Consider the following 23,187-nt stretch of genomic DNA (forward strand, 5'->3'; position numbering starts at 1 on the left):
TTCCGGGTCAACTAGATTCGCCCCTTCTCGATCACGGGGGACCGGTCGCCATGCGTGATGAAGCAGTATGCATTCTGTGTGCGGCGCGCGGACCTTTCCGCCGTCGCTTCACCAAGGACGGCTACGGAGTCGCCGAGTGCCAGGCGTGCGGCCTCGTTCAGCTCCAGCCCACGCCGACGCCGGAAACCCTCCGTGCCCTGTACGAGACGGACTCGTACTTCGGCGGCGAGGGCTCCGGCTACTCGGAGTACGAGAGCCAGGAGCCGGAGTACCTCGCAACCTTCCGTGAGGACGTCCGCCGGATCGCCGAGTTCGTCCCGTCCGGCAAGGTGCTGGAGGTGGGCTGCGGCTACGGCTACTTTCTCCAGTGCGCTCTGGACGCCGGGTACGACGCCTACGGCATCGACCTCTCACCAACCGCGGTCAAGTGGGCCTCAGAACGGCTGCCGAACCGGGTCTTCTGCGGTTTGCTGGAGGAGGTGCCCGAGATCCAGGAGCAGCAGTACGACGTCATTTTCGGATCACACCTCATCGAGCACCTCACCGAACCGGGCGCCTTCCTCGAACGCGCCGGCCGCCTGCTCCGGCCGGGCGGTCTGCTCGTCCTGGTAACCCCCAACATCAGAAGCCTGCTGTCCCGGGCATCCGGCCGACGCTGGGTGTCGTACAAGATCCCCGAACACGTCAGCTACTACGACCCCGACACCATCGCAGCTCTCCTGAAGCGCGCCGGCTTCACCGTCAGCGCCGTCGACAGCGCCTACCAGTACTACGCACTCCCGTTCGTAGCCACCCGCCTACGCGAACTCCTGGACCCCGTCTCCCGCCTGATCCCACCCATCGAACGCCTCCAGGCCCTCCACACCCGCCGAATCCGCGTAACCAGCGGCTCGATGCGAGTCATAGCCCAGAAATGAAGGAGGGCCGGACGCTCAGCGCCCAGCCCTTCCGATATGGCGGAGGATACGAGATTCGAACTCGTGAGGGGTTGCCCCCAACACGCTTTCCAAGCGTGCGCCCTAGGCCTCTAGGCGAATCCTCCAAGCGGAGAGAATACCGAGGCGGCGCGGGATTCCGAAATCGGGTGTGAACCTGGAGGCGGGCCGGCGCGACTGTGGGGGTGAGGGAGGTGGCGTGTGGAGTCGGCTTGGGTGGCTGTGGTGGTGCGGGCTCAGGTGGGGGACCGGGAGGCGGTTGCTGAGCTCGTTCGGGGGTGGCACGAACCGGTGTGGGGGTACGTGCGCCACATGCTCGGGCGGGCCGACCTGGCCGATGACGTGTCGCAGGAGGTGTGGTTGGCCGTCGTACGTGGGCTGCCGCGGCTCAAGGAGCCGGAGCGGTTCGCGGCGTGGCTCTTCACCATCGCCCGGCGCAGTGTGGTCAACCAGTTGAGGCAGAGGTACGCCGAACAGCCGCACGTCGACGTGGACGAGGAACCCGACCCGGCGGATCACGTGATCGAGCGGATCGACGTACGGCGGTTGCTGGGCGGTGTGCCTGTGATGGAGCGGGAGGTGCTGGTGCTGTTCCACCTGGAGGACCTCAGCTTGGAGGAGTGCGCAGAGGTGCTCGGCGTACCGGTGGGGACCGTGAAGTCGCGTCTGTACCGAGCACGCCGGCTGTTGCGAGAGGAGGCAGGGTCGTGATCTCAGCAGAGGAAACCATCGCTGGACTGCATGACTCGCTCTCACTGCGGCGACGGGTCCGGTCCGTGGTCCAGCTCTGCGGTGCGGGTGCTGTGGTCGCACTGGTCGGAGTGCTCTGGCTGACCGAGGACAGGTTGCCGGCACGGGCACAGGTCGGATTTGCCGCCCTCCTGCTCGTTGGGCTCGGTGTCATGGCCAGAGCGGTCTACGTACTTCGTCAGCACGGTCACCTGTTCGCCAGGGACCGAGTGATCGCGGGCTGGATCGCCTCCGGTTTCGCCGTACTCCTGGCGATCGGACTCGCACTCGCCGGACACGGCCGACTCGGTCTGCTGTTCGTACCAGCAGCGCTGGCCTACCTCTTGTTCACCCATCTGGCAAAGAGACGACTGGAGCGACGATGAAACCGATCGGACCATTGGCCATTGCCCTGAGGCGCTTCGGCACCAAGCGCGCCGGCCTGGTGATCGCAGCCGTGCTAATTCTCCTGCTGGTGATCGGCCTGCTGATCTAACGCCACCTACCCGAGGAGGGTGGGGGCTAGTGCGCGCCACTGCTCGATCGGCTGGGGGCCGGTGACTCCGGTGATGACGTTGATCGCGACGTGGTCGGCGCCGGCGTCGAGGTGCTCGGTCAGCTTGGTCTTGATGTCGGCTGGGCTGCCCCAGGCGGCGAGTGAATCGATCATGTGGTCCGGCAGCGAGGACAGGTCGCTTTCACTGAACCCCTGGCGCTTGAGCGAGCTCATGTAGCCAGGGATCGACGTAAAGAAGCTGATGGTGTCCCGTGCGATCGCCCGGGCTCGGTCGGCGTCTGACTCCAGTACGACGAGGTGGCTGACGGCGAGGAGCTTGTCTGGCCCCAGGACCTTCCGCGCCTCGGCGGAGTACGCCGCACTGGTCAGGAACGGGTACGCGCCGGCGGACCGGTCCGCGGCGAGCTTCAGCATCCGCGGACCGAGCGCAGCGAGCAGCCGGTGCTCGACAGGCACGTCAAGCTCGTCCAGGTACGCGTTGAGCGTGGCGATCGGCTTGGCGCCGTGTGCCCCACCCAGACCGACCGTGAACCGTCCCGGCGCGGAGGCCTCGAGCGCGGCGTACGTCGTACTCACGTCGCCGGCGCGGTACTTCACCACCGCCAGGATCCCGCTGACGAACTTGATCGCCGTCGTCGCCCCCACCAGATCGACGATGGTCTGCAGCCCGGGCAGCGGCCCGCCGGACAACCAGATCGCCGGGTACCCGAGCTCCTCGGCCGCCCGCGCCGCCGCGATGGACTCCGCACTGCTGTCGAGCCCGGTCGTGATCCCGAAGGGCCCGAATTGATGATCCGTCACCCACCAAGCTTGACCCCGGCACGCGAGCCGCGCACGCATGTTCGCTGAGAGCTCAGAGGCCGGTGAATGCACCGGTGGATTTCGGTCGCGGTGAGGGGATCCCGTACACTCGTGGCTGGTTCCCCGCGTGGCGGTATCTCGCCCAATCCCCCCAGGGCCGGAAGGCAGCAAGGGTAAGTGAGCTCTTCCGGGTGCGCGGGGAATCCTCATGTCCGGGCACTGTCTAGGCTTGGTCCTCCCGAGACAGAGGAGCGCGATGAACCCCGAGAGCCGTTACCTGCAGGAACTGATCATCGCGGAGCTCGGTGTGCCCGCGGCGTTCGACGTGGACACCGAGGTCGAGCAGCGCGTGGAGTTCCTCGCCGACCGGCTCCGGCGGACCGGCGCGACGGCGTACGTGCTCGGGATCAGCGGCGGTGTCGACTCCGCCACGGCGGGCCGCCTCTGTCAGCTCGCGGTGGAGCGGGTCCGGTCGGAGGGCGGTCAGGCGACGTTCATCGCGATGCGGCTGCCGTACGGCGTGCAGGCCGACGAGGCGGACGCCCAGCGCGCGCTCGAGTTCATCAAGCCCGACGAGACCCTGGTGGTCGACGTGAAGCCGGCGACCGACGCCATGGTCGAGGCGGTGCGGCACTCCGGCCTCGGCGACCGTGAGGATTTCCACGTCGGCAACATCAAGGCTCGTCAGCGCATGGTCGCGCAGTACCTCGTGGCCGGCGCCCGCGGCGGTCTGGTGGTCGGCACGGACCACGCGGCGGAGGCGGTGATGGGCTTCTTCACCAAGTACGGCGACGGCGCGTGCGACCTGACCCCGCTGTCCGGGCTCTCCAAGCGCCGCGTCCGCGCGGTCGGCGAGTGGCTCGGCGCGTCACCGGAGATCACCGGCAAGGTGCCCACCGCGGACCTGGAGACCAACAACCCAGGCGTCCCCGACGAGGCCGTGCTCGGCGTGACCTACGACGAAATCGACGACTTCCTCGAGGGCCACGACGTGAACGAGAAGGCCGCGACCACGATCATCGCGACCCACCGCCGTACGGCTCACAAACGGGCCGTCCCGCTCGCTTTGAGCTAGGCGGGCGACGAGGCCGGCTCAGGCTGTGTGGGCGAGTTGGAGTTGGCGGACGCGGTTGGCGAGGCGGGCCAGGCGGATGGTGGCGATGTTCCGGTAGGCGGGGCGTAGGACGGTCGCGAGCGGGCCGGACTGCTCGAACGTGTGGGTCACGCGGCTGTCCGCTCCGATGGTCCACGTGCCGACCTCACGGAAACCGGGGACCTGCCAGACGATCTCGATGCGGTCCACCTCGACCACCGTGTACTGCAGTTCGCCGGAGAAGCCTGGCCGCACGCGGAGCGCGTAGCGGGTCCCCGGGTTCGTCTCGCGGGGGCCGTCGATGGCGATGAACGCCTCGTTCCACTCCGGCAGGCCCAGGGCGTCCAGCAGCACCTGCCGGATCGCCGCCTGGCCGGCGTGGATGGTCTCGGTGGCCTGTTCCATGACTAGTTCTCCTGGTGGGCGAGTGCGGGACCCCGACGGCGGGCCAGGGCAGCCCCGGTCGGGAAGGCGTCGGCGAGCGAACGAAGGGTCGAGATCGTCTCGTCGAGTGCCTGGCCGGCGAGACGGTCGTCCATGGTGCGGTGCAGCCGGTTCTCCGCGGTGATGATGCGGCGGTGCAGCGCGCGGCCCTGCGGAGTCAGGCTGAGCGCGAGATAACGCCGGTCGATCGTGTCGATGCCCCGTTTCACCAGACCCTGGGCGACGAGCCGGTCGACGAGACGGCTCGGGCTGTTGCCGGTCTCGCAGACGAGCAGTCCGCCGAGCGCGTTCAGCGTCAGTGGGCCGTGGTCACGGAGCACGCGCAGAACCTCTGCCTGGGAAGGCGTGATGCCCAGCGGGCGCAGCTCCGCGGCGAGCAGGCGGTTGCCCTCACGCTGGATCGCCAGCACGAGATAACGAAGCTCCTCGACAACCTTCATGACAGACATATTACACGACACGTATGTCATGTCATCTGTTGGTCCAGAGAGTCTCGCGGACTGTTGCCTGAGGCGACAGTTCCGGAAGAGTTCCGGATGAGTGCCGGAGAAAGTCCGGTTGAGGTCATGGTCAAGGTGACATCGCGGCTGGCACAGTGTCTGCATGAAGGGTCTGATGCAGAGTTACCAGCTGTCCCTGGACACGATCTTCCGGCGGGCTGAGCAGTTCTACCCGGACAAGACCGTCTATACGGGCGGTCCGGCGCCGACGAAGGTGACGTACGGCGAGTGGGCGGACCGGACCAGACGCCTGGGCGGGGTGCTGGACACGCTCGGGATCAGCCCGGACGGCCGCGTCGCCACCTTCGCGTGGAACTCGGGGCGTCACCTCGAGCTGTACTTCGCGGCGCCCTGCACCGGCCGGGTGCTGCACACGCTGAACATCAGACTCTTCCCCGACCAGGTCGTGTACATCGCGAACCATGCGGAGGACGAGGTCGTGTTCGTCGACCGGTCGCTGCTCGGGTTGTTCCTGCCGTTGCTGGAGCGGCTGCCGGAGGTTCGTCACGTCGTCGTGATGGACGACCTGCCACCCGGCGCGCCGTCGGCGGAGATCCCGGACGACCCGCGGTTCCACGACTACGAGGAACTGATCGCCGCGGCCCAACCGGTGGAGTTCCACGTCGAGGACGAGAACCAGGCCGCCGCGATGTGCTACACGAGCGGTACGACGGGAAACCCGAAGGGTGTCGTCTACTCACACCGGTCCACCTGGCTGCACTCGATCGGTGTGCTGACCAACGCCGGGATCGGACTCGCCGAGACGGACACGGTGATGCCGGTCGTGCCGATGTTCCATGCGAACGCCTGGGGCCTGGCGCACGCGGCGCCGATGGCCGGCGCGTCACTGGTGTTCCCGGGACCGGACATGAGCCCGCAGGGGATCCTCAAACTGCTCCAGGAGCAGGAGGTCACGCTGTCGGCGGGCGTACCAACGATCTGGCAGGGCTTGCTGCCGCTGCTCGACGGAGTGGAGTTGCCGAAGCTGCGGCGGATTCCGTGCGGTGGTTCCGCCGTACCGGAGGCGCTGTCGGAGGCGTTCCGTGCGAAGTTGGGCCGGCCGATCCTGCAGGCGTGGGGGATGACGGAGACGAGCCCGGTGGCGACGGCGGCGCACGTCGCCGCGCGGAACAAGGACCTTCCCGAGGAAGAGCAGGCGCACCTGCGAGCGCGGGCCGGTCTGCCGTTGCCGGGTGTCGAGGTGCGGATCGTCGAGCCCGGTTCGATCACGCCGTTGCCGTGGGACGACGACGTGACCGGCGAGCTGCAGGTGCGAGGGCCGTGGATCGCCGCGGAGTACTACCGGCCGGACGACGGGGCGCAGCTGAACACCGAGGACGGATGGATGAAGACGGGAGACGTCGCCGCGATCGATCAGTACGGGTCGGTGCGGATCGTCGACCGGACGAAGGACCTGGTGAAGTCCGGCGGCGAGTGGATCAGCTCGGTCGAGCTGGAGAACCTGCTGATGGCCCATCCCGCGGTGAAGGAGGCCGCGGTGATCGGCGTACCGCATCCGAAGTGGGACGAGCGGCCGCTCGCCTGCGTCGTCCTTCAGGAGGGCGCGAGCGCGACGGGCGAGGAGATCCTCGAGTACCTGCAGCCGCTGGTGGCGAAATGGTGGCTCCCGGACGCGGTCGAGTTCATCGACGAGGTGCCGAAGACGTCAGTCGGCAAGTTCTCGAAGAAGGACCTCCGCAGCCGCTTCGCCAACTACCACTTGAAGTAAGGACGGTCAGTCGAAGCTGGTGCCGAAGTGGTTCTGGAGGTGGGCGAGGGTCACCTCCACGAACTCGGTAGGCCACTCGCCACCGGTCCGTTCGGCGAGCGCGGTACCGCGGGCGATGAACTGGCGGCAGATGTACTGGTTCGCCGCGATGATGTCGGCGACATCGGTGCCGGCGGCCGGGATCGACTCCAGCGTTGCGCGTTGCTCGTCGGACAGGAACGCGTTGAGGCGTTTGGCGCCGCTGTTTCGGCGTACGCCGCGTTCGGCGAGCATGAGGGCGATCAGTTGGTCGCGGACGACGCCGATCCCCTGGTTGCCGACGATCCGCTCGTCCCGTCCGAGGACCGTGACGAGGTTCCCGAGGAAGTAGAAGAAGAGGTTCACGGTGGCGGCGGGCCAGTACGGCTCGCCGGGCCGACCACCCTTCGGCGGGAGATCCCCCTCTGGAAACAGGGTGCCCTCCCGGTCGAACAGCACCCGCACCCCGTCGTACTGGAACCGGTCGAACGACGCGAGCGGGTGCACGATCAGGTCGACGTGCAACCAGTCCGCCGTGATCCCGAGCCCGCCGATCATCCCCGGCAGCCGATCCGCCAGCACAGTCGGCCCGGTGAGCTCCCGCAGTACGTCGGCCCAGTGCTCCTTGAACCACTCGGTGCTGTCGTCCGTCACCACCAGATGGACGTCGACATCACTGAAGCGGTCGGCTGCTCCTGTCGCGTAACTACCGATCAGGTACACGCCCAGCACCCGCTTGTCGTCGCGCAGTACCTCTCCCGCGCGGGCGATCACCGCCTGCTGCCGCTCATCCCCGGTCGTCACCCGCACCACCCTAGGACGCGCAGCAGGGCGGGGGCGGGGAATTGTCCGGGGGCGGCGCTAGGGTTGCGGCGTGGAAGCGCCCCTTGCCTTGTATCGCCGGTACCGCCCGGAGACGTTCGCGGAGGTGATCGGGCAGGACCATGTCACGGCGCCGCTGCGGAACGCGCTGAGTAACAACCGGGTCAATCACGCCTACCTGTTCTCCGGGCCGCGCGGGTGTGGAAAGACCACCAGCGCGCGGATCCTCGCCCGGGCGATCAACTGCGAGAAGGGACCGATCGCCGAGCCGTGCGGGGTGTGCAAGTCGTGCACCGACCTGGCCCGCGGCGGGCCCGGCAGCATCGACGTGATCGAGATCGACGCGGCGTCGCACGGTGGTGTGGACGACGCCCGTGACCTGCGCGAGCGGGCGTTCTTCGCGCCGGTCGAGAGCCGCTACAAGATCTACATCATCGACGAGGCGCACATGGTGACCACGCAGGGCTTCAACGCCCTGCTGAAGCTGGTCGAGGAGCCGCCGCCGCACCTCAAGTTCATCTTCGCCACCACCGAGCCCGACAAAGTGATCGGGACGATCCGGTCGCGTACCCACCACTACCCGTTCCGTCTGGTGCCGCCGAAGGCGCTCGCGGACTACATGGCGACCCTGTGCCAGGCCGAGGGCGTGTCGATCGAGCCCGCCGCGCTGCCTCTCGTTGTACGGGCCGGCGCCGGGTCGGTGCGTGACTCGCTGAGCGTGCTCGACCAGTTGATCGGTGGAGCGGGGCCGGCCGGGGTGACGTACGAGCTGGCGGTTGCGCTGCTCGGGTTCACGCCGGATTCGTTGCTCGACGCGTGCGTCGACGGGTTCGCGGCGCATGACAGCGCGGCGGTGTTCGAGACGGTCGAGAAGGTCATCGAGACCGGCCAGGACCCGAAGCGGTTCGCCGAGGACCTGCTGCGGCGGCTGCGGGACCTTGTGGTGCTGTCCGCTGTGCCGACTGCTGTGACTTCCGGGCTGATCGAGGCTGCCGAGGACCAGGCTGAGCGGCTTCAGACGCAGGCCGCTGGAATCGGCGCGGCCGAGCTGACGCGGGCGGCGGACATCGTCGCGGAGGGTTTGCTGGATATGCGTGGAGCGACTGCTCCTCGTCTGCAACTCGAGCTGATCTGCGCAAAGGTACTTCTCCCCGGTGCCGACGACTCTACGAACGGCATTCAGGCCCGCCTCGACCGCATGGAACGCCGCCTCGCCATCGGAGTGCCCGCAGACGCCGCGCCAGCCAGCGTAGGTACGCCGGACTCCGCGCAGGCACCTGCTGGTACGCCGGGCGCTGCCGCGACAAGCAGGGCGGCCGCCCGAGCAGCCGCAAGCAACCGCCCAGCCCCGACAGATCCACCTGCCGCGACACCCGCCCCAGCTGGCCCGGACGGCGCTACTGCTCCGGGCAGCACAGCAGGCGAGAGTGATCCGGCCGCCCCGGGAAGTGCCAGTGATGGCGGTGCTGGCGGCGGTGCCGACCGCGGTGCAGGACGGGCCGGGGGTGGTGCTGAGCCGGCGGGTGACGTGTCTGTGGGCGCTGCGGCTGGTGCTGGCGTTGGTGGCGACGAGGCCAGGCGATCTGGTGGCGGTGAACGTTCCGCGGCGCAGGCCTCTGGTGGTGGAGCGCGTACGGGTGCCTGGGGCGACGAACCTGTTGCACAGACCGGTCCGCCCGCGCAGTCCGGCTCACCTGCGCAGTCCAGCCCATCTGCGCAGGCCGCCCAACCTGCTCAGTCGGGTCAACCTGCGCAGTCGGGGCAGGCTGCGGCAGTTGGCGGGGGCGGGGCTGTGGGGTTGGGGGATGTTCGGCGGCTGTGGCCTCAGATTTTGGAGGCCGTCAAGGCGCAGCGGCGGTTCGCTTGGATCATGCTGAGTCAGAACGCTCAGGTGATCGCGATTGATGATCAGACGCTCACGCTTGGCCTGGTGAATGCGGGGGCTCGGGAGAGCTTTGCGCGTTCCGGAAGCGACGAGATTCTTCGCCAGGCGATGATCGACACCATTGGCGTTGATCGCCGGGTCGAGGCTGTCGTTGATCCGTCGACCGATCCGGGGGCGGGGGGCGGTGGCTCGGCTGGGCGGCCTGGCCCGCAGTCCGGCGGTCCTGGAAACTCGGGAGGTTCCGGCCCACAGCCGGGCGGCGCGGGAAGCTCTGGAGGCCCTGGGGGTGCGGGTCAGGGTGGCCAGACAGCCGATGCAGGCGGAGCAGGCACGAGCGGTCCAGGTGCAGCCGGTCCATCGATGAGCGGACCAGGAGCAGGCGGACCAGGAGCAGGCGGACCGGGCGCGGGAGCACCGGGTACGGGCGGTCCGGGGGCAGGTGGACCGGAAGCGGGCGGTCCAGGTGGTCCGGGGTCAGGTGGTCCCGGCATGAGTGGTCCCGGCGGTTCGGGTGCGGGTGGTGCTGAGTCGGGGGTCGTTGGGCGCGCTGCTGGGGCGGGTAGCTCCTCCGGTGGTGGAGTGCCGGCGGGGGCGGTCGCTTTGCAGGAGCCGCCTGACTCTGAGTACGACGTACCGCCGGAAGATCCCTGGGAGGACGGGCCGGTGGCACGGCCTGCGCGGCAGCAGACCGAGGCACAGCAGGCTGTGGCGGAGCGGCGGGAGCAGGCGGGGAGCAAGCGGCGGGCGGCCGAGGCTGCGGTTGCGGCTGAGCAGGCGCGGCAGGCGGCTTCGGTAGCCGCTGCTCCTGAGGTGCCGCTGACGCCGGAGGAAGAGGCGGATTCGATCGGGGAGGACGACATGGTGCTGGAGGAGGACTCCCGCTCGCACACCGACCTGCTACGCGAAACGCTCGGCGCCCAAATCATCACCGAGGAACCCAACTAGAACCCAATTAGCTGGTGCGGACCACTCGGGGATGTCCACAGCCCTGTGGATAACCATGGGGAGACTGGTCGGTTTCTGGGGGTGGGTGGGGTTGTCGGGAGGACCGGCTAGTGTTGAGGCTCCGGTTGTTGGGTGGTTCGGGCGAGGAGATCGCGGTGTTCGACGGTGGCGGTGCTGGGGGCTTCGACATGTCCAACCTGCTCGCGCAGGCGCAGGCGATGCAGAACCAGTTGATGGAAGCGCAGGCCGACCTGGAGGGTCAGGAGATCGAGGGATCCGCCGGCGGTGGTCTGGTGACCGCGCTGGTGTCCGGCACGGGCGAGCTGCTCAGCCTGAACATCAAGAAAGAGGCTGTCGACCCGGACGACACCGAGACGCTGGCCGACCTGATCGTCGCCGCGGTCCGGGACGCCTCGGAGAACGCGAAGCAGGCCGCGGCCGCCGCGATGGGACCGCTGGCCGGTGGGCTGGGCGGCGCGTTCGGCGGTGACGGCGGCTTCCCCGGCTTCGGCGGTGATGCACCGACCGCCCCCGCGGGCTTCGGCCTGCCCAGCACCCCGCCGGCGGTCGCGCCGGCCGAGCCGGACAGCGACGCCGACGAGGACCAGCGGGACGGCGGCGACAGCCGGGACAGCAGCGACAACCGTGGTGGCGTCGGGTTCGTGAACCCGGGGACTTCGGCCGGCGAGCCCGGTCAGAACCCAGGCTGACGTGTACGAGGGGGCCGTTCAGGATCTCATCGACGAGCTGGGGCGGTTGCCCGGTGTGGGGCCGAAGTCCGCGCAGCGGATCGCGTTCCACCTGCTCGCGGCCGACGAGACCGACGTACGGCGGCTCGCGCACGTGCTCGTGCAGGTGAAGGAGAAGGTCAAGTTCTGCGAGATCTGCGGCAACGTCTCCGAGGAGACGCAGTGCCGGATCTGCCGGGACCCGCGCCGCGACCTGAGCCTGATCTGTGTGGTCGAGGAGGCCAAGGACGTGGTCGCGATCGAGCGCACCCGCGAGTTCCGCGGCCGGTACCACGTGCTCGGCGGGGCGATCTCGCCGATCGAGGGCATCGGGCCGGACGAGCTGCGGATCAAGGAACTGATGCAGCGGCTGGCGAGCGGCGAGGTGACCGAGATCATTCTGGCCACCGATCCGAACCTCGAAGGTGAGGCGACCGCGACCTACTTGAGCCGCCTGCTGCGGCCCATGGGGTTGCGCGTGACCCGATTGGCTAGTGGACTTCCAGTAGGCGGTGACCTCGAGTACGCCGACGAGGTGACCCTCGGACGGGCGTTTGAAGGGCGACGATCGATCGATGACTGAACCGACAGATATTGCAGAGCGGGCACTGAGCACGGACTCCGAGGATCTGGAGGAGTTCGCCGAGCAGATCGCCGACCAGGTCCGGAGCTTCCTGATCTCGGTCCGCGACATCGCGGCGCAACCGGACGAGGACGGGGTCGACGAGGGCCTCGCCTCGCTGCCGTACCTGCTGCTCGAGGTGAGCCAGTTGCTGCTCGCCGGCGGCCGGCTCGGCGCGTTCGAGGACTTCGTGCCGGAGGAGCGTTTCGAGAGCGACGCCGGCCCGGACCCGGACCTGGACGCGATGCGGGACCGGCTCGCGGTGCTGTTCGAGGGCCTGGACGAGTACGCGGAGGTCTTCGACCCGTACGCCGCTCCGCCGGAGATCACCGTCAACCGGCTCTCGGACGACCTGACCGCGATCGCGACCGACCTGGTGCACGGCCTCGCGCACTACGAGGACGGCCGGGTTGTCGAGGCGCTGTGGTGGTGGCAGTTCTCGTACGTGTCCACGTGGGGTGCGGCCGCGAGCGCCGTACTGCGGGCCATTCAGTCGCTGATCGCGCACGACCGGCTGGAGCCGGCACACGACGCGGAGACCGAGGCGACCGACCGCGAGCTCGTCGAGGTCGCCGAAGAGGCCGTCCAGCGCCGCTGACGGGATGTCGGTTCTCGAGCTGGTTCGGCGGTTGCCCGAGCCGGATGTCGTACGGCGGGTGAGTCGCGCGCTCGCGGTGCTCGATCTGGTGCTGAACGACGATGCGTCGACCAGGTACTACGAGTTCGACGCGCGCTGGTCCGCGACCGAAGAGGCTGCCCTGATGCGGGACGGGTCGGGGAACGAGTACTCGATCGTGTTCTCGCCGGACGGGGCGTTCGCGTACGGGTTCGATCACGAGTCGCCGATGTCGCCGTACGTGAACGAGATGCGGCCGTGGCCCGGGCTGCTGGACGGCGTACCCGAGGTGTTCCACGCGCAGCGGGACGACAAGGCGTTCTGGGACGAGGCGCCGCGGGCGACGGTGTGCTTCTGGCGTACGACGGATGACACCGCCTGGCGTTGTGGGCCGGTCGAGAACGCCGGCGCCGATGGAGCGGACTCGCTGTTCGAACTGGTTGCGGACGGCCGCCCCGAGGCCTACCTGTCCTTCGCCGAGGACTACTACGAGCAAGCGCTGGACCTCGACGCCGTCCGGCACGTGTACGCGCTGATGCCGCTGACGGAGTACGTCGTCACGTCGCTCAATCGTCAGCGGCGCTTGGCGGATCTGAAGGAATCCATCGCCGAGATCGGTTACCCGCGGTCCTGAGGCGCGTTAGCGTGACGCCTGATGACAACGCATCCACAGGATCCGGCGGTTGTCGGGGCGAGGAGGCGAGCCTGACCGCGACCGGGATGGTGATCGGTACGCCGGGGTACTTGTCGCCGGAGTAGATCACCGGGACGAGGCTGCGAGTCGGCGGAGACATGAAGCGCCCGTGGCTGGTCGCGTGGCTCGAGCCGCCGTACCAGAACCAGCTCCCGGTCTCCCGGGACCACCACGGCGGCCTCCGCCTCTACCCGATCGCCCACGGCGGATCGCCGAACAACCGCCGAACCCAGGTGAACGAACTCCGCGCAGCCCTCACCTGGTGCGCCCCCAACCTCCACGACAAAACCTTCTAATCGGGCAGCATCGGCATCTCCAGGCCTTGTGACTTGCCGAGGAGAACGCCCCGGGTGATCGCATTGGTGCCGAACTTGTCCTTGACCTGGTCGAGGGCGGAGTCGAGCTCGTTGTTGGCGGCCTTGTCGAACGGGAGCGCCAGCTGCAGAGCGGCCTCGTTCTCCAGGTTGCCGACGGAGATGCCGATCATGGTCAGGCCCTGGGCGGTGATCAGCGGGTTGGCCGCGCGGAGCAGCGCGCGGGCGGTGACCAGGATCGCACGCGTCTGATCCGTTGCCTGCGGCAACGTGTGGGATCGGGTGGCGCGCGTGAAGTCGTCGAAGCGCAGCCGCAGTGTCACGCTCCGGCCGGAGCGGCCCGCGGAGCGCATCCGGCGACTGACACGATCGACCAGCCCGGCGAGGACGGCGTCCAGCGTCGCCGGGGATTTCGGTGAACGCCCCAACGCCCGTTGCGATCCGATCGAGCGGCGCCGTCGGCCGACCTCGATCGGACGCGGGTCCCGGTTGTGCGCGAGGGCGTGCAGATGCCGCCCGGAGGCCCGCCCGAGCATCGCGACCAGCGCCGCCTCGGGCAGCATCGCGACATCGCCCACCTTGGTCAGCCCGCGATTCCGCAGCTTCTCCGCCGTCACCTCTCCGACGCCCCACAATCGCGAAACATCCAACGGATGCAGGAACTCCAGCTCCCGCTCCGGCGCCACCTCGAGCAGACCGTTCGGTTTGGCGACCCCGCTCGCCACCTTGGCCAGGAACTTCGTCCGCGCCACGCCGACGGTGATCGGCAGCCCGACCCGGGACATCACCTCGGCGCGCAACCGCACAGCGATCTCCACCGGCGTACCGCGGATCTTCCGCAGGCCGGCCACATCCAGGAACGCCTCGTCGATCGAGAGCCCTTCGACCAGCGGCGTGGTGTCCTCGAAGACCTTGAACACCGCCTTGCTGGCCTCGGAGTACGCCGACATCCGCGGCTCGACCACGATCGCGCCCGGGCAGCGACGCAACGCCTGCCCGCCGTTCATCGCGGTCCGCACGCCGAACGCCTTCGCCTCGTAGCTGCAGGCGAGCACGACGCCGGCGCCGACGATCACCGGCCGGCCGCGCAGGCGCGGGTCGTCGCGCTGCTCGACCGACGCGTAGAACGCGTCCAGATCGGCATGCAGAATCGTCGCCAGCCCGTGCACGAACATATGTTCGCATATACCACCGACAAAACAGATAGGGAGAATTCCTGACGCGGTGGACATCGATGTCAGGAAAGAATGAGCCTTATGGACCTGACGGCGTACCGCGATCTCTGGCAGACCCAAGGTGTGATGGCGCTGCTCGCCTCGGCCTTGATCGCGCGGTTGCCGGTGCTGGCGACGATGGTCCCGCTGGCGTTCCTGGCCAAGGACGCCTCCGGCAACTTCGGCTGGGCCGGTGTGGTCGCAGGTGCCTATTCGGTCGGTACGGCGGTTGCGAGTGTCGTTTGGTCCCGGATGGCGGACCGTAAGGGCGCACGCAAGGTAGTGATCGGCACCGGGATGGCCTGGGGCGTCTGGATGGCAGTGCTCGCTCTAATGCCGTACAGCTGGTACCGGGTGCTCCCGGTCGCGGCTGTGCTGGCTGGTGTGTTCGTAGCGCCCGTCACGTCCGCGCTCCGCGCCAACTGGCCGCGGATCGTGCACGGCTCCCGCCTCCGTGCGGTCTACTCGCTGGACGCCACAGCACAGGAGCTGCTGTTCGTCTTCGGCCCGATGCTCGGCGCGATCATGGTCAGTTTCGCGAGTCCGCGGGCCGGTCTGCTGGCCTGTGCGGTCACGGCGGCGGCAGCGATCTGGTGGTTCGGTCTCAACCAGCAACCCGGCGTACCGCACGACGAGGAGGCCGGTCCGCGGCCCACTGCCTGGCAGCTGATCTTCCATCCGCACCGTACGCCGATCCTGTTCGCGTGGGCGTGCCTGGTGATGGGGTTCGCGTCGATGTCACTCGGCATGGTCGCGGTCGCCGACGAGCACGGGAATCGGCTGATCGCCGGCATTCTCGAAACGGTTGCGGCGGTCGGCAGCGTGACCGGCGGTGTGATCAACGGCGCCCTGCCCGGCGGGCGTACGTCGGCCGTGTGGCGGCGGATGTTGTTGCTCGCCGCACTGGTCGCTGTCTGCGTCTTCGTGACGTCGTCCGTGGTCGCGCTGGCGATCGCGATGTTCGCCGCCGGCTGCATGATCGCGCCGACGGTCGCCGCGCTCTACGAACGCGTCGGCGCGCTCACGCCGACATCCGCGCACACCGAGATCTTCGGGTGGACGCAGAGCGGTGGAATGGTCGGGTCGGCCGTCGGATCCGCCGTCGCCGGCGCGGTGGTCGAGGGGTTCGGCGTTCGCTACGCGTGGGTCCTGACCGCGGGCCTCACCGTGCTCGCGACCCTGTCCCTGCTGCGGGTTCCGCCCCATCGGCCGGTCGACACCAGTGCCGTCGACGGCGCCGCGGTCGCGGCGTAGCGCACGCGGTAGTTCGCCTCCAGTACGCCGCCGTCGCGGGCGCACATCGAGATCAGCTGCAGGTGCCGCCGGTCCAGGAGCATGCCGCGACCCGCGGCGACCGGGTGGATCAGCAGGGAGATCTCGTCGAGCAGGCGCCACCGCAGCAGCGAGCGGACCAGCGTCAGACTGCCGATCACGTGCAGGTCGTCGCCCGGAACGAACTTCAGCGCGTTCAGTACCCGGCGCGTGTCGCCCTGCAGCATCTCGGTGCCGGGGCGAGCCATCACGGGACGGGATCCGACCACGAGGTTCCGGGTGTCCTCGAGTCCCAGCGAGCCGGCGTACCGCTCGAACGTCCGCCGGCCGAACAGCACGCTCCCGGTCGACGGCAGCAGCTGTCCGATCGCCGGTCGCGCCAGCCACTGCTCGGGGCGTTCGACGATTCCGTCCTCGGACATGCACAGTCTGGCCACGATGTTCCGCATACCAGCTAGATGCAGGTACTGCCTCGAAGGTTATGTCCGGCGGCCGCGGTGCAGTTCGGTCTCCAGGGCGTCGAGCCGGTTCGTCCAGAACTTGCGGTACCGGTCCAGCCAGCTGTCGATCTCCCGCAGTGGTCCGGGATCGACGGCGTACAGCCGCCGGGTGCCGTCGACGGTCACGGTCGCGAACCCGTTGTCGCGCAGCACCCGCAGGTGCTGGGAAACGGCCGGCTGGCTGATGCCGAACTCCGCGCCGATCGTGCCGGCGATACTGCCGGCCGGCAGCTCGCCGTCGGCGAGCAGCTCCAGGATCCGGCGCCGGACCGGGTCGCCGAGAATGTCGAACGCGTGCACCGGTACAGTATTTCAGTGATGACTTATATGGACAAGTACCGCTGACCGGTTGCTGGTCAGCCGGTAGGCAACGGTCAGGTCACGGCTAGAATGAACCGAACGACTACGCCTGGTGCAACGCCGCACGGCGTACCGCAACCAGTGGTTTGAGGAGAAACACTGTGGGACGCGTCGTACACAAGTACGGCGGTTCTTCGGTCGCCGACGCCGATTGCATCAAGCGCGTGGCCCAACGGATCGTCGCGACGAAGAAGGCCGGGAACGACGTCGTGGTGGTGATCTCCGCCATGGGCGACACCACCGACGAACTGATGGACCTGGCCCAGCAGGTCTCTCCGCTGCCGCCACCGCGCGAGCTCGACATGCTGCTCACCTCGGGTGAGCGGATCTCGGCCGCGCTGCTGGCGATGGCGATCGCGAACCTGGGCTACGAGGCGCGCAGCTTCACCGGCTCGCAGGCCGGCGTGATCACGACCGCCGCGCACGGCAACGCGCGCATCATCGACATCACCCCGGGCCGGATCGAGGACGCGCTGGGTGAGGGCCACATCGCGATCGTGGCCGGGTTCCAGGGCGTCGCGCAGGACACCAAGGACATCACCACGATGGGCCGGGGCGCCTCCGACACCACCGCGGTCGCGCTGGCCGCCGCGCTGGAGGCCGACTACTGCGAGATCTACACCGACGTGGACGGCATCTTCACCGCGGACCCGCGGATCGTGCCGGCCGCCCAGCAGATCCCGAAGATCTCCTACGAGGAGATGCTCGAGATGGCTGCCTGCGGCGCCAAGGTGCTGCACCTGCGCTGCGTGGAGTACGCGCGGCGTTACAACGTCCCCGTCCATGTGCGTTCCTCCTTCTCGCAGAAGGAAGGCACCTGGGTCGTCGATGCGAAGGAACTGGATCAGATGGAACAGGCGATCATCTCCGGCGTCGTGCAGGACCGCGGCGAAGCCAAGATCACGGTGGTCGGCGTCCCCGACAAGCCGGGTGAGGCGGCCCGGATCTTCGAGACGGTCGCCGGTGCCGACACCAACATCGACATGATCGTGCAGAACGTGTCGGCGGTCGCCACGAACCGCACCGACATCTCGTTCACGCTGCCCCGCGCCGACGGCGCCCGGGCGATGTCCGCGCTGGCGCGGATGAAGGACGAGGTCGGCTACGAGCAACTGCTGTACGACGACCAAATCGGAAAGGTCTCCGTCGTCGGGGTCGGAATGCGCTCGCACCCGGGCGTTTCCGCGAAGTTCTTCTCCGCGCTCGCCGACGCCGGCGTGAACATCGAGATGATCTCCACCTCGGAGATCCGGATCTCGGTGGTCGTGGACGAGAACCTGGTGGACGCTGCCGTGACCGCGGCGCACACCGCATTCGACCTGGACGACGAGCACACCCAGGCTGTCGTGTACGGAGGAACTGGACGGTGACCCCTGTGAGCGCATTGGACAACGAGATCGACGACCGGACGGGCCTGCCCTCGCTGGCGGTGGTGGGTGCGACCGGTGCCGTCGGGTCGGTGATGCTGGCCCTGCTCTCGACCCGCGAGAACGTCTGGGGAGAGATCCGGCTGATCGCGTCCGAGCGCTCCGCGGGGAAACGGCTGAAGGTCCGCGGCGAGGAGGTCGAGGTCGTCGCGATCAGCGAGCAGGCCTTCGACGGGATCGACGTGGCGATGTTCGACGTCCCCGACGAGGTGTCGGCGCAGTGGGCGCCGATCGCGGCCGCCAAGGGCGCTGTCGTGGTGGACAACTCCGGCGCGTTCCGGATGGACCCGGACGTGCCGCTGGTGGTCCCCGAGGTGAACGCCGAGGCGGCCCGGAACCGGCCGAAGGGCATCATCTCCAACCCGAACTGCACGACGCTGTCGATGATCGTCGCGATGGGCGCGCTGCACCACCGCTACGAGCTCGAGCAGCTCGTGGTCGCGTCGTACCAGGCCGCGTCGGGTGCCGGGCAGTCCGGGATCGACGCGCTGCACGACCAGCTGGCGAAGGTGGCCGGGAACCGGGAGCTCGGGAGTACGCCGGGTGACGTGCGGCGGGTGGTCGGGAACGACCTCGGCCCGTTCGCGGCCCCGCTGGCGCTGAACGTCGTACCGTGGGCCGGCTCGCTCAAGGACGACGGCTGGTCGTCAGAGGAGCTCAAGGTCCGCAACGAGTCCCGCAAGATCCTCGGGCTGCCGGATCTCAAGGTGTCCGCGACCTGCGTGCGGGTCCCGGTCGTCACCACGCACTCGCTGTCGGTGCACGCCCGGTTCGTCCAGGAGGTCGACGCCGACGGCGCCCGGGAGGTACTGCGGGACGCTCCCGGCGTGCTGCTCTTCGACAACCCGGCCGAGGGTGAGTTCCCGACGCCGGCCGACGTGGTCGGCACCGACCCGACCTGGGTCGGCCGGATCCGCAAGTCACTCGACGACCCGAACGCACTGGAACTGTTCGTCTGCGGCGACAACCTCCGCAAGGGCGCCGCGCTGAACACCGCGCAGATCGCCGAAGTCGTGGCGAAGGAGTTCATCCCCGCCGAAGCCTGACCCGGCACGCAAAGCCCCCCAAACCAGTTTGGGGGGCTTTGCTGCCCGTTTCGGGTAGGTGACACTCCCCAAACCGGTTTGGGGCGCCCTTCGGCAGATGGGGCCTAGAGCCAGTTCTCCCGGGCGGCGTGCAGGGCGAGTTGGAAGCGGGTGCTGGCGCCGGTGCGGTTCATCAGGCGCTCCAGGTAGCGGAAGAACGTCCGGCGGCTGATGCCGAGGGTGCGGGCGATGGTGTCGTCGGCGGCACCGGTCGCCAGCAGGGCCAGCAGGCGGCGCTCGATCGGCTCCAGGCGGTCGTCCTCGGCACCGACGGACGCGTGCAGCGGCAGCGCGTTGCGCCAGCACAGCTCGAACATCCCGACCAGCGCGGACAGCAGACTGCTCGGCCGGATGATCAGCAGTGACCGGTTCACGTCGGTGTCGCGTGCGGACATCGACACGAACGCGATCGCGCCGTCGATGATCGTCAGCTTCGCCGGTACGTCGGGCAGCACCCGCGCCTGCTCGCCGGCCTCCACACACGGGAGGATGTTCTCGGTCAGGTACCCCGGCACCTCGACCGACTCCGGTGAGTACACGACCCGGTAGGACACGCCGCGACGGAGCTGGTCGATCTCCTCCTGGTTCGGTCCGCCGATGTAGTACGGCGGGGAGTCGATGGCCAGGATCTCGCGCTGTACGCCGCTCTTGATCTGGTGGATCCGCTCGACGATCGCGCTGCCGGTGACCACCTCGATCAGGTGCGTCGTCGACTCGTTGTGCACGGTCCGGCGGAACTCGTCGTACGCGTTCAGGACCTCGATCCGGGCCTGCTTCAGCTCGGACTCGCGGCGCAGCGTCATCGCCTCCAGACCCGCGTCCGGCGGCACCGGCAGGTAGCGCGAATGGTCCGAACCGGATCGCCGCGCCAGCCCGGCCTGCACCAGGCCGCCCAGGGTGACGTCGATCGAGCGCTCCCGGTCGGGGACCGCCTCGCCCAGTTCGGTGATCGACGACGGGCCGGTCCGCAGCAGATGCTGATAGACCTTGATCTCGTCGTCGTTGAGCCCGAGCACCTTCAAATGGCCGACACGCTCCGTGTCCGTTGTGCTCACAACGCTCCCCTCCCTTCCGGCTGCTGTCACCGTCCGCTACCGCCCCTCCAGCCTAGACGGGGCGATCCAGAGCCGTCGGCACTGAACGTGTCGACCCAAATGCACGCAGCGATCTTTGTTGTCCTGTCAGCATTGTTGTGCCGTGTCACCATCTGGCCACCATTTCCGCGCAGTCGTGAGCGAGAATTGAGGTCCAGCAGCCCGGCGACGGACCACCTGAGCGCCGCCGGGCTGCTGTTCCAATTCTGGCCCGAGTTGGCTGTCTCGTCAGCGGAGCCTGTTTCGGTTGGGTCTCGATCCCGGCGCATCGGTGCCCTCGCACTTCCGTGCCATCACTGGCTGTGCTGGAGGGTGTACAAAATGTGGCATCTCCAATCGTGAGGCCGATGAGGAGGAGTGCCCGATGCGACCGGTTCCGCCCTGTGCCGCCGACCGTACCGGTGCCGCCGTCCCCAGCGTCCGCGGGTCCTTGCAGGGATCCCGGCGGGCGTTGTCCTCCTGCGGTCTCCGGTCCGTCCCCACACCTGCTGCGCGCACCTGCCGGCGAACGCAGCACCTCTGGGGACGGACGAACGAGCTCGTCTCCCGACGGGCTCGATGCGCGATGACCGCCGCCCTGGTCATCGTGCTGCCCGATCCGGCGCGGCTGTCCGCTACCGCCCACTGCGGACGTGCTCCCGGATCGACGGTGGAACCCCAGGGGGTGCTGAAGGGTGCTCCGTGGATGGTGAGGCTGTCCATGGGGAGCGCGGATGTGATGTTGCGTGTCACGTCCGCCGCCCGGCACGCCCCGGCCAGGACGCACTTCCTGGGGTCCCGCTCACGCTGCTGCTCTCGCTGATCACGCGGCCGGTGTGACAGGTCACGTCAACTTCGCGCGCCGGGGTAGCGTCGTACCTCGTGAATTGACCGCGATTTGACTTGGCTGGAAGGCGTTTTGGTCGTCTCAGGCTGTCAAATGTATATTCCGGATAACGATCGGCGAAGGACGACGCAGGTGTTGTGGACGCAGCGGGGTACGACGTTTGGTAGCCGTCCGTACGTCGTTGCTCACTAAGGAGGACCGCTGTGTCGTCGGCGTCCGTGCCGATCCGCTACTCTGCTTCCCGGTCTGCGTGGCACGTCGCCGTACCCCGGGCGGCTACCGCCGAAACCCAGGTGATCGGCCATCGTGGATCCAACTTCCGGCAGAGAGAGGCATCGCCTGAATGAACGCGACTAGCGTCGACGAGGAGTTCAACCCGTCGGTGCACGTGTACGAACCACACAAGGTCGGTCTGCCGGCACTGCGCCCGTACTTCAAGGCGCTGTGGCAGCGGCGGGAGTTCGCAGCGGAGATGTCCCGGACCAACATCCGGGCCGCCAACACGAACACCTTCTTCGGTCAGGTGTGGCTGGTCCTGAACCCACTGCTGCTGGCAGCGGTCTACTACCTGCTGGTCGACATCATCGCCGGTGGGGGTTCCAAGATCGACGCCGGCGAGCGGTTCGCGCACATGTGCGGCGGCCTCTTCGCCTTCTACTACTTCTCCGGTGCCATGACGGCCGGTGCGGCCAGCGTCGTCGGTGGCGGCAAGCTGCTGATGAACCAGTCGTTCCCGCGCATGCTGTTGCCGTTGTCCGCGGTCCGGACGGCGTTCTTCCGCTTCCTGCCGACCCTGGGCGTCTACCTGGTGATCCACCTGGTGATGCGCCAGCCGTTGCGGTGGCCGATGCTGCTGGCCCCGGCGTTCCTGATCATGCTGACGATCTTCGCGGCCGGCATGGGCATGATCTTCGCGGCCCTGCAGGTCTACTTCCGCGACACCACCAGCTTCCTGCCGTACTTCGTGCGGATCTGGCTGTACCTGTCGCCGGTGCTGTGGTTCGCCGAGCAGGCACCGCCGAAGTTCAAGGGCTTCATCCAGTACAACCCGCTCTACTCGCTGATCGGGGGCTGGGCGGACCTGCTGGTCCGCGGTGACATCCCCAAGTGGCAGATGTGGGCCGGCGCCGGCTTCTGGGCGATCCTCGCCTTCGTGATCGGCTCGCTGTTCTTCATGTCGAGGGAGCGTGAGTTCGTTGTCCGTCTCTGACACTGAGAAGAAGCCGATGCAGAAGAGCCCTTCGGACATTCCGGCCGTCAAGGTGCAGGACGTGTCCATCACCTACCGGACCACGTTCGAGCGGGTGCCGACCTTCAAGAGCGCCCTGGTGCGTTTCGGTCGCGGCGAGCGGGCGGTCCGTGAGGTCAAGGCCGTCCAGAACGTCTCGTTCGACGTCAACCACGGGACCACGATCGGCATCATCGGCGCGAACGGCGCCGGCAAGTCGACGCTGATGCGCGCGGTGGCCGGCATCCTGCCGCCGACCTCGGGCCGGATCGAGGTGCACGGCCGGGTCTCCACGCTGCTGTCGCTGGGCGTCGGCTTCAACGCCGCCCTGTCCGGCAAGGAGAACGTGGTCCTCGGTGGACTCGCGGCGGGCCTGAGCCGCAAGGAGATCGAGGCCCGGTACGAGGAGATCGCGGAGTTCGCCGAACTCGGTGACTTCATGGAGATGCCGATGCGGACGTACTCGTCCGGCATGTTCAGCCGGCTGGCGTTCTCCGTCGCGGTGCACATGGACCCGGACATCCTGCTGATCGACGAGGCACTGTCCGCCGGTGACGCGTCGTTCAAGACCAAGGCCGCGGCCAAGATGTCGGAGCTCGTCACCAACAGCCGCACGATGTTCCTGGTCAGCCACGCGATGAGCAGCGTCCGCGAACTGTGCAACGACTGCATCTGGTTGCACAAGGGCAAGCTGATGATGCGCGGCGAGCCGAACGAGGTCATCCAGGCCTACACGAAGTTCCTGCAGGTCGGCGAAGCAGAAGCTGTCTCACTCGAGGACCTCTGACC

24 protein-coding genes, 1 tRNA gene and 1 other RNA gene are annotated in these 23,187 nt (G+C 68.2%); 17 read left to right on the forward strand and 9 right to left on the reverse strand.

The window, feature by feature from the left end; genetic code table 11:
• Window positions 1-50: 50 nt before the first annotated feature.
• Window positions 51-917: a class I SAM-dependent methyltransferase gene (locus E0H50_RS25080; protein ID WP_131292766.1), complete on the forward strand. Its 867-nt coding sequence runs from the start codon at window positions 51-53 to the stop codon at window positions 915-917.
• 37 nt (window positions 918-954) lie between these two features.
• On the opposite strand, the gene E0H50_RS25085 is transcribed toward E0H50_RS25080, so the two are convergent.
• Window positions 955-1,042, reverse strand: a tRNA-Ser gene (locus E0H50_RS25085).
• A gap of 94 nt (window positions 1,043-1,136) precedes the next feature.
• Here E0H50_RS25085 and E0H50_RS25090 point away from each other — a divergent pair.
• Window positions 1,137-1,646, forward strand: a complete 510-nt coding sequence (locus E0H50_RS25090; RefSeq protein ID WP_131292768.1) for an RNA polymerase sigma factor — start codon at window positions 1,137-1,139, stop codon at window positions 1,644-1,646.
• Window positions 1,643-2,050, forward strand: coding sequence for a hypothetical protein (locus tag E0H50_RS25095; RefSeq protein ID WP_131292770.1), 408 nt, complete (start codon window positions 1,643-1,645; stop codon window positions 2,048-2,050). Before E0H50_RS25090 ends, E0H50_RS25095 begins: the two co-directional genes overlap by 4 nt.
• 116 nt (window positions 2,051-2,166) lie before the next feature.
• Here E0H50_RS25095 and E0H50_RS25100 read toward each other — a convergent pair whose 3' ends face one another.
• Window positions 2,167-2,982 carry a TIGR03620 family F420-dependent LLM class oxidoreductase gene (locus E0H50_RS25100; RefSeq protein ID WP_165547289.1) on the reverse strand — a complete coding sequence of 272 codons (816 nt, stop codon included), beginning with the start codon at window positions 2,980-2,982 and terminating at the stop codon, window positions 2,167-2,169.
• Window positions 2,983-3,096: 114 nt separating this feature from the next.
• On the opposite strand from E0H50_RS25100, the gene ffs reads away from it, so the two are divergent.
• Together ffs and nadE are read left to right on the forward strand one after the other, a co-directional pair.
• An RNA gene (gene ffs / locus E0H50_RS25105) (signal recognition particle sRNA small type) lies at window positions 3,097-3,193 on the forward strand.
• Between the two features lie 45 nt (window positions 3,194-3,238).
• Window positions 3,239-4,057 carry an ammonia-dependent NAD(+) synthetase gene (gene nadE, locus E0H50_RS25110; protein WP_131292773.1) on the forward strand — a complete coding sequence of 273 codons (819 nt, stop codon included), beginning with the start codon at window positions 3,239-3,241 and terminating at the stop codon, window positions 4,055-4,057.
• An 18-nt stretch (window positions 4,058-4,075) separates the two neighbouring features.
• On the opposite strand, the gene E0H50_RS25115 is transcribed toward nadE, so the two are convergent.
• Window positions 4,076-4,480, reverse strand: a complete 405-nt coding sequence (locus E0H50_RS25115) for an SRPBCC family protein (protein WP_131292775.1) — start codon at window positions 4,478-4,480, stop codon at window positions 4,076-4,078.
• Between the two features lie 2 nt (window positions 4,481-4,482).
• A complete protein-coding gene (locus tag E0H50_RS25120; protein WP_131292777.1) occupies window positions 4,483-4,959 on the reverse strand; it encodes a MarR family winged helix-turn-helix transcriptional regulator in 477 nt (158 codons plus the stop codon).
• A 163-nt stretch (window positions 4,960-5,122) separates the two neighbouring features.
• Here E0H50_RS25120 and E0H50_RS25125 point away from each other — a divergent pair, with 163 nt between their 5' ends.
• Window positions 5,123-6,748 (forward strand): long-chain fatty acid--CoA ligase, encoded by a 1,626-nt coding sequence (locus E0H50_RS25125; RefSeq protein WP_165547290.1) that lies wholly within the window; start codon window positions 5,123-5,125, stop codon window positions 6,746-6,748.
• Between the two features lie 6 nt (window positions 6,749-6,754).
• Here the strand turns inward: E0H50_RS25125 and E0H50_RS25130 are convergent, their stop codons facing one another.
• A complete protein-coding gene (locus E0H50_RS25130) occupies window positions 6,755-7,570 on the reverse strand; it encodes an aminoglycoside 6-adenylyltransferase (RefSeq protein ID WP_165547291.1) in 816 nt (271 codons plus the stop codon).
• 70 nt (window positions 7,571-7,640) lie between these two features.
• Between E0H50_RS25130 and E0H50_RS25135 the strand changes: the two genes are divergently transcribed.
• From E0H50_RS25135 to E0H50_RS25160, 6 genes are all read left to right on the forward strand, one after another.
• The gene (locus E0H50_RS25135) at window positions 7,641-10,418 is read left to right on the forward strand and encodes a DNA polymerase III subunit gamma and tau (protein ID WP_131292781.1); all 2,778 of its coding nucleotides are present in this window, start codon (window positions 7,641-7,643) and stop codon (window positions 10,416-10,418) included.
• A 110-nt stretch (window positions 10,419-10,528) separates the two neighbouring features.
• Entirely contained in the window at window positions 10,529-11,128 is a 600-nt protein-coding gene (locus tag E0H50_RS25140) for a YbaB/EbfC family nucleoid-associated protein (protein ID WP_238151193.1), read from the forward strand.
• A gap of 1 nt (window position 11,129) precedes the next feature.
• On the forward strand, window positions 11,130-11,729 hold the full coding sequence (gene recR / locus E0H50_RS25145; RefSeq protein ID WP_131292783.1) for a recombination mediator RecR: 600 nt from the start codon (window positions 11,130-11,132) through the stop codon (window positions 11,727-11,729).
• The gene (locus E0H50_RS25150; RefSeq protein WP_131292785.1) at window positions 11,722-12,366 is read left to right on the forward strand and encodes a DUF5063 domain-containing protein; all 645 of its coding nucleotides are present in this window, start codon (window positions 11,722-11,724) and stop codon (window positions 12,364-12,366) included. Before recR ends, E0H50_RS25150 begins: the two co-directional genes overlap by 8 nt.
• Window positions 12,367-12,370: 4 nt before the next feature.
• Window positions 12,371-13,018, forward strand: a complete 648-nt coding sequence (locus E0H50_RS43110) for a hypothetical protein (protein ID WP_165547292.1) — start codon at window positions 12,371-12,373, stop codon at window positions 13,016-13,018.
• Between the two features lie 158 nt (window positions 13,019-13,176).
• Window positions 13,177-13,374: a hypothetical protein gene (locus E0H50_RS25160; protein ID WP_131292787.1), complete on the forward strand. Its 198-nt coding sequence runs from the start codon at window positions 13,177-13,179 to the stop codon at window positions 13,372-13,374.
• Here the strand turns inward: E0H50_RS25160 and dinB are convergent.
• The gene (gene dinB, locus E0H50_RS25165; RefSeq protein WP_131292789.1) at window positions 13,371-14,567 is read right to left on the reverse strand and encodes a DNA polymerase IV; all 1,197 of its coding nucleotides are present in this window, start codon (window positions 14,565-14,567) and stop codon (window positions 13,371-13,373) included. The genes E0H50_RS25160 and dinB overlap by 4 nt on opposite strands.
• An 81-nt stretch (window positions 14,568-14,648) precedes the next feature.
• On the opposite strand from dinB, the gene E0H50_RS25170 reads away from it, so the two are divergent.
• A complete protein-coding gene (locus E0H50_RS25170; protein WP_238151194.1) occupies window positions 14,649-15,860 on the forward strand; it encodes an MFS transporter in 1,212 nt (403 codons plus the stop codon).
• On the opposite strand, the gene E0H50_RS25175 is transcribed toward E0H50_RS25170, so the two are convergent.
• Both E0H50_RS25175 and E0H50_RS25180 read right to left on the reverse strand, forming a co-directional pair.
• Window positions 15,743-16,327 carry a dihydrofolate reductase family protein gene (locus E0H50_RS25175; protein ID WP_131292793.1) on the reverse strand — a complete coding sequence of 195 codons (585 nt, stop codon included), beginning with the start codon at window positions 16,325-16,327 and terminating at the stop codon, window positions 15,743-15,745. The two genes, E0H50_RS25170 and E0H50_RS25175, sit on opposite strands and share 118 nt — an antisense overlap.
• 30 nt (window positions 16,328-16,357) lie before the next feature.
• A complete protein-coding gene (locus E0H50_RS25180) occupies window positions 16,358-16,678 on the reverse strand; it encodes an ArsR/SmtB family transcription factor (protein ID WP_131292795.1) in 321 nt (106 codons plus the stop codon).
• 161 nt (window positions 16,679-16,839) lie between these two features.
• Here E0H50_RS25180 and E0H50_RS25185 point away from each other — a divergent pair, with 161 nt between their 5' ends.
• Both E0H50_RS25185 and E0H50_RS25190 read left to right on the forward strand, forming a co-directional pair.
• On the forward strand, window positions 16,840-18,108 hold the full coding sequence (locus E0H50_RS25185) for an aspartate kinase (protein ID WP_131292797.1): 1,269 nt from the start codon (window positions 16,840-16,842) through the stop codon (window positions 18,106-18,108).
• Window positions 18,105-19,211, forward strand: a complete 1,107-nt coding sequence (locus E0H50_RS25190; protein ID WP_202868327.1) for an aspartate-semialdehyde dehydrogenase — start codon at window positions 18,105-18,107, stop codon at window positions 19,209-19,211. Before E0H50_RS25185 ends, E0H50_RS25190 begins: the two co-directional genes overlap by 4 nt.
• Window positions 19,212-19,315: 104 nt before the next feature.
• Here the strand turns inward: E0H50_RS25190 and E0H50_RS25195 are convergent, their stop codons facing one another.
• On the reverse strand, window positions 19,316-20,305 hold the full coding sequence (locus tag E0H50_RS25195; protein ID WP_131292799.1) for a helix-turn-helix domain-containing protein: 990 nt from the start codon (window positions 20,303-20,305) through the stop codon (window positions 19,316-19,318).
• A 1,208-nt stretch (window positions 20,306-21,513) separates the two neighbouring features.
• On the opposite strand from E0H50_RS25195, the gene E0H50_RS25200 reads away from it, so the two are divergent.
• On the forward strand, window positions 21,514-22,380 hold the full coding sequence (locus E0H50_RS25200) for an ABC transporter permease (RefSeq protein ID WP_131292801.1): 867 nt from the start codon (window positions 21,514-21,516) through the stop codon (window positions 22,378-22,380).
• A 16-nt stretch (window positions 22,381-22,396) separates the two neighbouring features.
• Window positions 22,397-23,185 carry an ABC transporter ATP-binding protein gene (locus E0H50_RS25205; RefSeq protein ID WP_130386923.1) on the forward strand — a complete coding sequence of 263 codons (789 nt, stop codon included), beginning with the start codon at window positions 22,397-22,399 and terminating at the stop codon, window positions 23,183-23,185.
• Window positions 23,186-23,187 lie beyond the last annotated feature (2 nt).

The sequence above is a fragment of the Kribbella sindirgiensis genome, from assembly GCF_004331435.1.
Classification (GTDB): Bacteria; Actinomycetota; Actinomycetes; order Propionibacteriales; family Kribbellaceae; genus Kribbella; species Kribbella sindirgiensis.

What these genes read in the sequence shown, in the direction of transcription:
- nadE (WP_131292773.1), top strand. Translation starts at nt 3,239, where the DNA reads ATGAACCCCGAGAGCCGTTACCTGCAGGAACTGATCATCGCGGAGCTC.
- dinB (WP_131292789.1), bottom strand. Translation starts at nt 14,567, where the DNA reads ATGTTCGTGCACGGGCTGGCGACGATTCTGCATGCCGATCTGGACGCG.
- E0H50_RS25160 (WP_131292787.1), top strand. Translation starts at nt 13,177, where the DNA reads ATGAAGCGCCCGTGGCTGGTCGCGTGGCTCGAGCCGCCGTACCAGAAC.
- E0H50_RS25205 (WP_130386923.1), top strand. Translation starts at nt 22,397, where the DNA reads ATGCAGAAGAGCCCTTCGGACATTCCGGCCGTCAAGGTGCAGGACGTG.
- E0H50_RS43110 (WP_165547292.1), top strand. Translation starts at nt 12,371, where the DNA reads ATGTCGGTTCTCGAGCTGGTTCGGCGGTTGCCCGAGCCGGATGTCGTA.
- E0H50_RS25175 (WP_131292793.1), bottom strand. Translation starts at nt 16,327, where the DNA reads ATGCGGAACATCGTGGCCAGACTGTGCATGTCCGAGGACGGAATCGTC.
- E0H50_RS25120 (WP_131292777.1), bottom strand. Translation starts at nt 4,959, where the DNA reads ATGAAGGTTGTCGAGGAGCTTCGTTATCTCGTGCTGGCGATCCAGCGT.
- E0H50_RS25115 (WP_131292775.1), bottom strand. Translation starts at nt 4,480, where the DNA reads ATGGAACAGGCCACCGAGACCATCCACGCCGGCCAGGCGGCGATCCGG.
- E0H50_RS25200 (WP_131292801.1), top strand. Translation starts at nt 21,514, where the DNA reads ATGAACGCGACTAGCGTCGACGAGGAGTTCAACCCGTCGGTGCACGTG.
- E0H50_RS25125 (WP_165547290.1), top strand. Translation starts at nt 5,123, where the DNA reads ATGAAGGGTCTGATGCAGAGTTACCAGCTGTCCCTGGACACGATCTTC.
- E0H50_RS25080 (WP_131292766.1), top strand. Translation starts at nt 51, where the DNA reads ATGCGTGATGAAGCAGTATGCATTCTGTGTGCGGCGCGCGGACCTTTC.
- E0H50_RS25150 (WP_131292785.1), top strand. Translation starts at nt 11,722, where the DNA reads ATGACTGAACCGACAGATATTGCAGAGCGGGCACTGAGCACGGACTCC.
- E0H50_RS25170 (WP_238151194.1), top strand. Translation starts at nt 14,649, where the DNA reads ATGGACCTGACGGCGTACCGCGATCTCTGGCAGACCCAAGGTGTGATG.